11 protein-coding genes and 1 tRNA gene are annotated in these 11,191 nt (G+C 57.9%); 9 read left to right on the top strand and 3 right to left on the bottom strand.

What is annotated here, in order from left to right:
* Window positions 1–343: 343 nt before the first annotated feature.
* Window positions 344–1,585 carry an alanine racemase gene (gene alr, locus AC1DVH_RS20150; protein ID WP_477755281.1) on the top strand — a complete coding sequence of 414 codons (1,242 nt, stop codon included), beginning with the start codon at window positions 344–346 and terminating at the stop codon, window positions 1,583–1,585.
* A gap of 159 nt (window positions 1,586–1,744) precedes the next feature.
* On the opposite strand, the gene AC1DVH_RS20145 is transcribed toward alr, so the two are convergent.
* Window positions 1,745–2,074 (bottom strand): hypothetical protein, encoded by a 330-nt coding sequence (locus tag AC1DVH_RS20145; RefSeq protein WP_477755280.1) that lies wholly within the window; start codon window positions 2,072–2,074, stop codon window positions 1,745–1,747.
* 185 nt (window positions 2,075–2,259) lie between these two features.
* Window positions 2,260–2,344, bottom strand: a tRNA-Leu gene (locus AC1DVH_RS20140).
* 108 nt (window positions 2,345–2,452) lie between these two features.
* Between AC1DVH_RS20140 and queA the strand changes: the two genes are divergently transcribed.
* The 6 genes from queA (at window position 2,453) to AC1DVH_RS20110 (ending at window position 8,553) form a co-directional block, all read left to right on the top strand.
* A complete protein-coding gene (gene queA / locus AC1DVH_RS20135) occupies window positions 2,453–3,517 on the top strand; it encodes a tRNA preQ1(34) S-adenosylmethionine ribosyltransferase-isomerase QueA (protein ID WP_477755279.1) in 1,065 nt (354 codons plus the stop codon).
* A 14-nt stretch (window positions 3,518–3,531) separates the two neighbouring features.
* Entirely contained in the window at window positions 3,532–4,647 is a 1,116-nt protein-coding gene (gene tgt, locus AC1DVH_RS20130) for a tRNA guanosine(34) transglycosylase Tgt (RefSeq protein ID WP_162488928.1), read from the top strand.
* A 43-nt stretch (window positions 4,648–4,690) separates the two neighbouring features.
* On the top strand, window positions 4,691–5,026 hold the full coding sequence (gene yajC, locus AC1DVH_RS20125; RefSeq protein ID WP_007982729.1) for a preprotein translocase subunit YajC: 336 nt from the start codon (window positions 4,691–4,693) through the stop codon (window positions 5,024–5,026).
* 64 nt (window positions 5,027–5,090) lie between these two features.
* Complete coding sequence (gene secD / locus AC1DVH_RS20120) at window positions 5,091–6,959, top strand: protein translocase subunit SecD (protein WP_477755278.1); 1,869 nt, start codon at window positions 5,091–5,093, stop codon at window positions 6,957–6,959.
* Window positions 6,960–6,968: 9 nt separating this feature from the next.
* A complete protein-coding gene (secF, locus tag AC1DVH_RS20115; protein WP_477755277.1) occupies window positions 6,969–7,883 on the top strand; it encodes a protein translocase subunit SecF in 915 nt (304 codons plus the stop codon).
* Between the two features lie 121 nt (window positions 7,884–8,004).
* Complete coding sequence (locus AC1DVH_RS20110) at window positions 8,005–8,553, top strand: glycine zipper 2TM domain-containing protein (protein ID WP_150728289.1); 549 nt, start codon at window positions 8,005–8,007, stop codon at window positions 8,551–8,553.
* 249 nt (window positions 8,554–8,802) lie between these two features.
* On the opposite strand, the gene suhB is transcribed toward AC1DVH_RS20110, so the two are convergent.
* Window positions 8,803–9,621, bottom strand: coding sequence for a type III secretion system regulator SuhB (suhB, locus tag AC1DVH_RS20105; RefSeq protein WP_007982736.1), 819 nt, complete (start codon window positions 9,619–9,621; stop codon window positions 8,803–8,805).
* Between the two features lie 146 nt (window positions 9,622–9,767).
* On the opposite strand from suhB, the gene trmJ reads away from it, so the two are divergent.
* The gene (gene trmJ, locus AC1DVH_RS20100; RefSeq protein ID WP_008053257.1) at window positions 9,768–10,538 is read left to right on the top strand and encodes a tRNA (cytosine(32)/uridine(32)-2'-O)-methyltransferase TrmJ; all 771 of its coding nucleotides are present in this window, start codon (window positions 9,768–9,770) and stop codon (window positions 10,536–10,538) included.
* Between the two features lie 2 nt (window positions 10,539–10,540).
* On the top strand, window positions 10,541–11,191 hold a 651-nt coding region (gene cysE, locus AC1DVH_RS20095), incomplete at its 3' end, for a serine O-acetyltransferase (RefSeq protein WP_477755276.1).

The following is an 11,191-nucleotide window of genomic DNA, read 5'->3' as shown; positions in this document are numbered from 1 at the left end:
GGATATAACTGCTTGATATATCCCTGGATATCACCCTGCCAGCGCCCCAAGTTAAAGTGGGGTTAGAAAGTGTCACCTATAAATTTATATAAAAATTTAATATATACCTTCCCAGTGATTTCGCGAGTTATCAAAAATTTCACCGGAAGGGTTACTCCAGGGATAACGTTTCAATAATGTTGTTCGCCATGTACTGAGTTTGCTTTTGTCGCTATCAGTGGTGTTTCCTGCCGCCCATAAAGTCAGGCCATTTCCTTAGTCGGGTAGTGGCTTGCGCAGAGTCATGTATGTCGTCAAATCGTTAGTTGTCATCAACAACGTTCTGTATCAGGAGATGTATTGTATGCCTTTCACTCGGACTGTTATTGCTCTTTCTTTAGGTCTGATTATAGGGCAGGGGTATGTTCAGGCTGCGCCGCTGCTTTCTTTGGATAATGGTCAGTCTGAACGGGCCGTGGTAACCAGTAATGCATGGGTTGAAATTAACCAGGCGGCGTTTGAAAACAATATTCGTACGCTCCAGAACACCTTGACGAATAAATCACGGCTTTGTGCCATCCTCAAGGCGGATGCCTATGGTCATGGTGTCGCGTTATTGATGCCGTCTGTCATGAAAATGGAAGTACCCTGCGTAGGCGTTGCCAGCAATGAAGAGGCTCGAGTTGTACGTGAAAGTGGATTCAAGGGGGAACTTGTCCGAGTGCGTACAGCGACGTTGGCCGAGGTGGAAGGAGCATTGCCGTACAAGATAGAGGAGTTAGTCAGTAGCCTCGATTATGCTCGAGAAACGGCCGCTATTGCTGAAAAGCATGGGGGTCGCCTGAAGGTTCACTTGGCGTTGAACGCAGGTGGTATGAGTCGCAACGGCCTGGAAATGAGCACTGAACACGGTCGGCAAGAAGCCTTGGCGATCAATCGTTTGGCTCCTCTGGAGCTGGTCGGAATCATGACTCACTTCGCGGTGCAGGATAAGGATGATGTTCGGCAAGGGCTCAAGGCTTTCAATGAGCAAACGGCTTGGCTGATAAAGGCCGCCGGAATTGATAGAAGTAAAATCACTCTTCATGCGGCGAACTCTTACGCGACGTTAGAAGTGCCAGAGTCGCATTTGGACATGGTACGTGCCGGAGGCGCCTTGTATGGGATGATGGAACCTTCGCATGCCGAGTACAAACCGGTCATGCAGGTCAAGTCATACGTGGCGTCTGTTAATCAATACCCTAAAGGCAATACAGTGGGGTATGACCGAACAGTGACACTGAGTCGTGATTCAAAGCTTGCGAATATTCCAGTGGGCTATTCTGATGGCTATCGTCGAGCGTTTACCAATAAAGGCGTTGTCCTTATAGATGGGCAGCGTGCTCCAGTGGTAGGGAAGGTCTCCATGAATACACTCATGGTGGACGTGACAGATATCCCTGCTGCGCGCGCTGGCGATCAAGTGGTGCTCTTCGGTAAACAAGGCGACAGTGAGATCGCCCAGAGTGAACTTGAAGAACTCAGCGGAACATTGCTGGTGGACCTTGCTACCGTTTGGGGGAGTAGCAATCCCAAAGCCCTGGTGGCGGATAAAGCCTCCGACTAACCAGTGAGGGTGCTAGTCGCTACTGCGGTGGTAACGCTCACACAGTAGCGACTTTTGGCAGTGACGCCTTGAGGATTTGACAGATCTGTTCTCGTCAACACTCGTCGGCCAGGTGCGGTCCATGGATGAGATGTTCCCCTCTTCGGGCAGCCTCATTACTCACTGAATAACTTTCAAGTAATCCCTAAGCGCAATGAGCGGCGCTTCAAGCTGCTCCAACGTCCGCGCATTGCTGAAATCAGCTGACAACCGATGCAGCTCACGCCCTAGCAATGTGTCAACACCACCTATAGCGTCCAGCGCCAAACCTACACAGTGTGCCACTCTAAACTGAATACCCTCGACATCACCCCGGCGCACCAGCAAGCCAAATACCTCCCGCTCGTAATCACTCATGATCGGATCATCCCGCAAAATCGGACTTTCACCTTCAGTCTCATAGGCCAGCTTGAGGCCGAAAAGGGCAACGGTTTCCAGTGGCAATTCCATTGTGTGAATCCTTGATTCGTTAGCCGAGCGGGTTCGGGTTGTGGCGTTGAAAAGCAGGATCAAAGGATCGCAGCCTTCGGCAGCTCCTACAGGTCAGTGCGTTGTTAGGGCGTTGTCGGTGGGGTGTCAGGTGCTTTTTTGCGGGCGAAAAAAAAGGCCTTGCAAAGCAAGACCTTTCTTAATTTTGGTGCCCCGAGGGAGACTCGAACTCCCACTCCTTTCGAAAACGGATTTTGAATCCGCCGCGTCTACCAATTCCGCCATCAGGGCTCAATGGCGGCGAAGTATAGAGATGAGATAACCGCTGGTCAATCAGGTACATGGAGAATTTTTGATATTTCCGCTAGACTTCCCGGCCCTGCTAGACGACACCCCATCATGCGCGTTGCTGACTTTACCTTCGAGCTCCCTGATTCGCTGATCGCCCGCCATCCGCTGGCCGAGCGGCGCAATAGTCGCCTGTTGACCCTGGATGGGGTCAGCGGCGCCCTGGCACACCGTCAATTCACTGATTTGCTGGAGCATTTGCGCCCCGGCGACTTGATGGTGTTCAACAATACCCGGGTGATTCCGGCGCGGCTGTTTGGCCAGAAGGCTTCCGGCGGCAAGCTGGAAATCCTGGTGGAGCGGGTGCTCGACAGTCATCGCGTGCTGGCCCATGTGCGTTCCAGCAAGTCGCCCAAGCCTGGGTCGAAGATCCTCATCGACGGCGGTGGCGAGGCCGAGATGCTGGCGCGGCACGATGCGTTGTTCGAGCTTAAGTTCACTGAGGAGGTGTTGCCGCTGCTCGACCGTGTCGGGCACATGCCGCTGCCTCCTTATATAGACCGCCCGGATGAAGGCGCCGATCGCGAGCGTTACCAGACCGTCTACGCCGAGCGTTTGGGTGCGGTGGCGGCGCCGACGGCGGGGCTGCATTTCGATCAGGTGCTGATGGAGGCGATTGCCGCCAAGGGCGTCGAGACTGCGTTCGTGACCTTGCACGTCGGTGCCGGCACTTTCCAACCGGTGCGGGTCGAGAAGCTCGAAGACCACCACATGCACAGCGAATGGCTGGAAGTCGGCCAGGACGTGGTCGATGCCGTTGCCGCCTGCCGCGCTCGCGGTGGTCGCGTGGTGGCCGTGGGGACCACCAGTGTGCGTTCCCTGGAAAGCGCCGCCCGCGATGGCGTGCTCAAGCCGTTCAGTGGCGACACCGACATTTTCATCTACCCGGGCCGGCCGTTTCATGTGGTCGATGCCCTGGTCACCAACTTCCATTTGCCCGAATCCACGCTGTTGATGCTGGTTTCGGCGTTCGCCGGTTATCCCGAAACCATGGCTGCCTATAAGGCTGCCGTGGACAACGGTTACCGCTTTTTCAGCTACGGTGATGCGATGTTCATCACGCGTAATCCTGCGCCGACTGCCCCTAAAGAATCGGGCCCCGAGGAAACAGTATGAGTCGCACCTGTCGTATGTCTTTCGAGCTGCTGGCCACTGATGGCAAGGCTCGTCGCGGTCGTTTGACCTTCCCGCGCGGTACCGTCGAGACCCCGGCCTTCATGCCGGTGGGCACCTACGGTACGGTCAAGGGCATGCTGCCACGGGATATCGAGGCGACTGGCGCTGAAATCATTCTGGGCAACACCTTCCACCTGTGGCTGCGCCCAGGCACCGAAGTGATCAAGAAGCACGGCGACCTGCACGATTTCATGCAGTGGAAAGGCCCGATTCTGACCGACTCCGGCGGTTTCCAGGTGTTCAGCCTGGGCGCCATGCGCAAGATCAAGGAGGAGGGCGTGACCTTCGCTTCCCCGGTCGACGGCGCCAAGGTGTTCATGGGCCCGGAAGAGTCGATGCAGGTGCAGCGTGACCTGGGCTCCGACATCGTGATGATTTTCGACGAATGCACGCCGTACCCGGCTGACGAAGACGTTGCCCGCATCTCCATGGAGTTGTCCCTGCGTTGGGCCAAGCGTTCGAAAGAAGCCCATGGCGAGAATACGGCGGCGCTGTTCGGCATCGTTCAGGGCGGCATGCACCAGGACCTGCGCATGCGCTCCCTGGAAGGCCTCGACAAGATCGGCTTCGACGGCCTGGCCATCGGCGGCCTGTCGGTGGGCGAGCCCAAGCACGAAATGATCAAGGTGCTGGATTACCTGCCGGGCATGATGCCGGCTGACAAACCTCGTTACCTTATGGGCGTTGGCAAACCGGAAGACTTGGTTGAGGGTGTGCGCCGCGGTGTGGACATGTTCGATTGCGTGATGCCAACCCGTAATGCCCGCAACGGGCATCTGTTCATCGATACCGGCGTGCTGAAGATCCGTAACGCGTTCCATCGCCATGATGATTCGCCGCTCGATCCGACCTGCGATTGCTATACCTGCCAGAACTTCTCCCGCGCTTATCTGCATCACCTGGACAAGTGCGGCGAAATGCTGGGAAGCATGCTCAATACCATCCATAACTTGCGCCATTATCAAGTGCTTATGGCTGGTTTGCGCGAGGCTATTCAACAGGGTACATTGGCCGCCTTTGTCGATGCCTTCTACGCCAAACGCGGGCTTCCCGTGCCGCCTTTGGACTGAGTTTTCTGACCCCAAGATTCAACATTTGCAACTGGAGTGCTAAATGAGCTTTTTTATCTCTAATGCCATGGCTGACGCCGCTGCACCTGCTGCGGGCCCAATGGGTGGCGGTTTCGAGTGGATTTTCCTGGTCGGTTTCCTGGTCATCTTCTACCTGATGATCTGGCGTCCACAGGCCAAGCGCGCCAAAGAGCAGAAGAACCTGCTGAGCAGCCTGCAAAAGGGCGACGAAGTTGTGACCACCGGCGGCATCGCCGGCAAGATCACTAAAGTGGCCGACGATTTCGTCGTTCTGGAAGTTTCCGACACCGTCGAAATGAAGTTCCAGAAAGGCGCCATTGCCGCCACGCTGCCAAAAGGCACGCTCAAAGCGATCTAAGTTTCAACTTCATATTCAATCGACGGGGCGCGCAAGGCGCCCCGCGTCATAAACGGGCGGCGTGATGCTGAACAAATATCCTCTGTGGAAATACATTCTGATCCTGGCGGTGCTGGCGGTCGGTCTGATTTATTCCGCTCCCAATCTTTATCCTGATGACCCGGCCATTCAGGTCAGCGGTGCAAGCACTGCACTGCAAGTCAATCAGGCTGATCTGGACCGTGTGAGCGCTGCGCTCAAGGAATCCGGGATCAACGTCAAGGCTGCCACCCTGGCTGCCAACGGCAAGGGCGGCCTGATTCGCCTGACCAAGGCTGAAGACCAGCTGCCAGCCAAGGACGTCGTGCGCAAGGCATTGGGTGATGACTACGTCGTTGCACTGAACCTGGCACAAACCACCCCGCAATGGCTGCGCAACCTCGCTGCGCACCCGATGAAGCTGGGTCTGGACTTGTCCGGTGGTGTGCACTTCCTGCTGGAAGTGGACATGGAGAAAGCCCTCGACGCGCGCCTGAAAGTCTACGAAGGCGACGTCAAGAGCCTGCTGCGTAAAGAGAAGCTGCGCTATCGCAGCCTGCCGCAACTGGGCGGTGCTATCCAGCTGGGCTTCGCTGATGAAGACAGCCGCGAGCAGGCCCGTTCGATCATCCGCAAGAACTTCAACGATTTCGACATTGTTCCGGCCGACCTCAATGGTCAGGCGGTGCTGCGTCTGGCGATGACCCCGGCCAAGCTGGCGGAAATCCGCGAATACTCCATCAAGCAGAACTTGACCACGGTACGTAACCGCGTCAACGAGCTGGGTGTTGCTGAACCGATCGTTCAGCGTCAGGGCGCCAACCGCATCGTGGTTGAGCTGCCGGGCGTGCAGGACACTGCCGAAGCCAAGCGTATCCTCGGCAAGACGGCCAACCTCGAGTTCCGTCTGGCTGCTGAGCCGGGTGCTTCGAAAGCCACTTCCGAGGAATTCGAGTTCCGTGAAGGCAAGCGTCCTCCTGCGCTGATCGAGCGTGGCCTGATCATCACCGGTGACCAGGTGACTGACGCCAAGGCTGGCTTCGGCGAGCATGGCACACCGGAAGTGAACATTCGTCTGGATGGTCACGGCGGCGAGCTGATGAGCCGTGCGACCCGTTCGAACGTCGGCCGCAGCATGGCGGTGATCTTCATCGAGCAGCGTCCGATCACCACCTACACCAAGCAGATGGTCAACGGCGTCGAGAAAGACGTGCCGGTTCAGACCTTCAAGGAAGAGAAGAAGATCATCAGCCTGGCGACCATCCAGTCGCCGCTGGGTGCTCAGTTCCGCATCACTGGCCTGAATGGCCAGGGTGAGTCGTCCGAACTGGCGCTGCTGCTGCGTGCCGGTGGTCTGGCTGCACCGATGTACTTCGCTGAAGAACGTACCATCGGCCCAAGCCTGGGTGCCGACAACATCACCAAGGGTATCGATGCATCGCTGTGGGGCATGCTGTTCGTCTCGCTGTTCATCATGGCCATCTACCGCTTCTTCGGCCTGATCGCCACCGTCGCTCTGGCGGTGAACATGGTGATGCTGCTGGCCCTGATGTCGCTGCTGGGTGCAACGCTGACCCTGCCGGGTATCGCCGGTATCGTGTTGACCATGGGCATGGCGGTCGACGCCAACGTGCTGATCTTCTCGCGGATTCGTGAAGAGATCGCCGCCGGCATGACCGTGCAGCGCGCAATCAACGAAGGCTTCGGCCGGGCATTCACCGCGATTCTCGACGCCAACCTGACCACCTTGCTGGTCGGCGGCATCCTCTTTGCCATGGGCACCGGCCCGGTCAAGGGCTTCGCAGTGACCATGTCCCTCGGGATCTTTACCTCGATGTTCACGGCCATCATGGTGACCCGCGCGATGGTCAACCTGATCTTCGGCGGTCGTGACTTCAAGAAGTTGTGGATTTAAGGGGCTGCCATGTTACGTACAATCAACTTCATGGGCGTTCGCAACTTTGCGTTCGGCGTCACATTGTTCCTTACCGCACTGGCAATGTTCAGTGTCTTCCACAAGGGCATGAACTGGGGGCTGGATTTCACCGGCGGTACGCTCATCGAGCTGACCTACGAGCGTCCGGCCGATGTCACCAAGGTGCGTGAGCAGCTGGTGACCGCGGGTTATCACGAAGCCATCGTGCAGAACTTCGGTGCGACCACCGATTTGCTGGTGCGCATGCCTGGTGAAGACCCGCAACTGGGTCACCAGGTCGCCGAAGCCTTGCAGAAGGTGGGTGGCGAGAACCCGGCGACGGTCAAGCGTGTCGAGTTCGTCGGCCCGCAGGTGGGTGAAGAGCTGCGCGACCAGGGCGGCCTCGGCATGCTGATGGCGCTGGGCGGTATCCTGATCTACCTGGCGTTCCGCTTTCAGTGGAAGTTTGCGGTCGGTGCGATCGTGTCCTTGATCCACGACGTGATCGTGACCGTCGGTATCCTGTCGTTCTTCCAGATCACCTTCGACCTGACGGTGCTGGCGGCGGTACTGGCGATCATCGGTTACTCGCTCAACGACACCATCGTGGTATTCGACCGGGTTCGTGAGAACTTCCGTGTACTGCGCAAGGCCAGCCTGATCGAGAACATCAACATCTCGACCACGCAAACCCTGCTGCGGACCATGGCGACTTCGATCTCCACCTTGCTGGCGATCGCGGCCCTGCTGTTCTTCGGCGGCGACAACCTGTTCGGCTTCTCCATCGCCCTGTTCATCGGTGTTCTGGCGGGTACTTACTCGTCGATCTACATCGCGAACGTGGTGCTGATCTGGCTGAACCTGAGCACTGAGGATCTGATTCCTCCGGCCAACACCGAGAAGGAAGTCGACGACCGTCCTTGAAGGCAAAGTCTTTAAGCGATGTAGTCCAAAAAAGGCGCGAGTTGAACTCGCGCCTTTTTTTGTGCTCCAAGGCTGGGAGAAGCGCGGACATGTTCCGCATGTGATGGTCCAGGAGGTTCATGTGAACAAGTCGATGCTGGTTGGTGCTGTACTGGGTGCTGTCGGTGTAACTGCCGGGGGTGCTGTGGCCACCTACAGCCTGGTTAAAAGCGGCCCGGAGTACGCACAAGTACTCGCCGTTGAGCCGGTCAAGACACAAATCAAGACTCCACGTGAAGTATGCAAGGATGTAGCGGTCACCCGGCAGGCGCCGGTGAAAGATCAACATCAGATCGCCGGTACGGTGGTCGGTGCATTGGCAGGTGGTTTGCTGGGTAACCAGATCGGTGGCGGCACCGGTAAGAAGATCGCCACGGTCGCGGGTGCTGTCGGTGGCGGTTACGCCGGCAACAAGGTGCAGGAAGGCATGCAAGAGCGTGACACCTACACCACGACCCAGACCCGCTGTAACACGGTTAACGACATCAGTGACAAGGTTGTAGGTTACGACGTGCGGTATTCGCTGGACGGCAAGGAAGGCAAGGTGCGCATGGATCGTGATCCAGGCAACCAGATTCCGGTGGATAAGGAAGGCAAGCTGATCTTGTCGGAGAATCAGGCGGCTCAGTGATCTGCTGACGCTGGATAAAAAAGAAGCACCCTGCGGGGTGCTTTTTTTGTGCTCGCGATTTAAGCATCACCCCCAATCCCCTGTGGGAGCGAGCTTGCTCGCGATGACGGTGTCACATTCAGCATATGAGGTGACTGATACATCGCTATCGCGAGCAAGCTCGCTCCCACAGGGGTTTGTGGTGTTTTGAAGGGCAAATTCCAGGCATAAAAAAAGCACCCCGAAAGGTGCTTTTCTGTCGCGGGAAGCTTAGCGCTTCAGCGAGGCTGGCAGGTGCGGCTGGATCGCCGTCAATACTGCCTTGAAGCATTTGGTGTTGCCGGCAACGACGTGGCCTTTCTCAAGGAAGTCGTGACCGCCGGTGAAGTCACTCACCAAACCGCCGGCTTCCTGGATCAGCAGGGCGCCCGCAGCCATGTCCCACTCGGACAGGCCCGACTCCCAGAAGGCGTCGAAACGGCCGGCGGCCACGTAGGCCAGGTCCAGGCTAGCCGAACCTGCGCGGCGGATGCCGGCAGTCTGGCCAACCAGCGCGCGGAACATGCCCAGGTAGTTGTCGAGGTTGTCCATCTGGTCGTCACGGAACGGGAAGCCGGTACCCAGCAGGGCGCCGTCCAGGCTGGTGCGACCGCTGACGCGCAGGCGACGACCGTTCAGTTGAGCGCCGCGACCACGGCTGGCGGTGAATTCTTCCTGGCGAACCGGGTCCAGAACAACAGCGTGCTCAAGACGACCGCGGTATTTGCAGGCGATGCTGACAGCGAAGTGAGGAATGCCGCGCAGGAAGTTGGTGGTGCCGTCCAGCGGATCGATGATCCACAGGTACTCTTCGCCTTCGATGCCGGTGCCGGCGTGCATGCCGGTTTCTTCACCCATGATCGAGTGATTCGGGTAGGCCTTGCGCAGTGCATCGATGATTTTCTGTTCGGCAGCGCGATCCACCTCGGATACGTAATCCTTGGCGTCTTTTTCGTCGACCTTGATGGTATCCAGGCGCTCGATGGAGCGGAAGATCAATTCACTGGCGCTGCGGGCGGCGCGCAGCGCGATATTCAGCATGGGCTGCATGGATGTGTCACCTAAGGTTGTTAAAGAAAGCCGGGCATTCTATCAGAAAGTTTCTACAGGAGAAGGACGACGTTCGCTTTCATGGCTTAACGGTAGCCAGCGCTGTAAGATTCCGCTCCCGATTATCGTGTTCGAGAGCGCCTCCCTTGCTGCAAAACATTCGTGTCGTCCTGGTCAATACCAGCCATCCGGGCAATATCGGCGGGGCTGCGCGTGCCATGAAGAACATGGGGCTGTCGCGGCTGGTGCTGGTCGAGCCTCGTGTGTTCCCGCATCACGAGGCCGATGCCCGTGCCTCCGGTGCCGGGGACATCCTTGAAAACGCGCAAGTCGTCGCCACCTTGGAAGATGCCTTGGTCGGCTGCAACCTGGTGCTGGGTACCAGTGCCCGCGATCGGCGTATTCCCTGGCCGTTGCTCGACCCCCGCGAATGCGGAACGAAGGTGGTCGAGGAAGCCGGGCAGGGTGCGGAGATTGCCCTGGTGTTCGGTCGTGAAGACTCCGGCCTGACCAACGAAGAGCTGCAGCGATGTCATTATCACGTGCACATCCCATCAGACCCTGAGTTCAGCTCGCTGAACCTTGGGGCGGCGGTGCAGGTGTTGGGTTATGAAGTGCGCATGTCCTGGCTGGCGGCCCAAGGTCAGCCGAGCAAGGTCGAGAAGGAAGAAGTGGCTTCGGTCAAAAGCGCTGAGCTTGCGACCATGGACGAGCTGGAACGATTCTATGAGCACCTGGAGCAGACCCTGGTGGCCATCGAATTCCTCGATCCGGAAAAGCCACGGCACTTGATGGCGCGCCTGCGCCGGTTGTACGGACGCAGCTCGGTCAGCCGGGCGGAAATGAATATTTTGCGTGGCATCCTCACGGAAACCCAGAAAGCGGCCCGTGGCGAGCTCCTTAAGCGGAAGGATTAATGATGTTCGAGCGTTTGCGTGAAGATATCCAGAGYGTWTTCCAYCGWGACCCGGCKGCGCGTAACGCTTTTGAAGTCCTGACCTGCTACCCCGGCATGCACGCCATCTGGATTCACCGTTTGTCGGCGATGCTGTGGCGCGCGGACCTGAAATGGCTGGCGCGGCTGGTGTCGAACTTCGGTCGCTGGTTGACCGGGATCGAGATCCATCCGGGGGCCAAGGTGGGGCGTCGCTTCTTCATTGACCATGGCATGGGCATCGTTATCGGTGAAACCGCCGAGATCGGCGATGATGTCACTATTTACCAGGGCGTAACCCTGGGCGGCACCAGCTGGAACAAGGGTAAGCGTCACCCGACCTTGGGTGATGGCGTAGTTGTCGGGGCGGGCGCGAAGGTGCTCGGCCCGTTCACTGTCGGTGCCGGGGCCAAGGTGGGTTCCAATGCTGTAGTGACCAAGGAAGTGCCGCCGGGTGCCACTGTGGTGGGTATTCCGGGGCGGATCATCGTCAAGTCCGATGTCGAGCAGGACGCCAAGCGCAAGGCCATGGCCGAGAAGATCGGTTTTGATGCCTACGGCCTCAGCGAAGACATGCCCGACCCGGTGGCGCGTGCCATTGGTCAGCTGCTCGATCACTTGCAGGCGGTCGATGGG

The organism is Pseudomonas sp. P4_C3 (assembly GCF_056402075.1).
The sequence above is the reverse complement of the archived record's forward strand: the minus strand, read 5'-3'. Positions and strand labels throughout refer to the sequence as shown.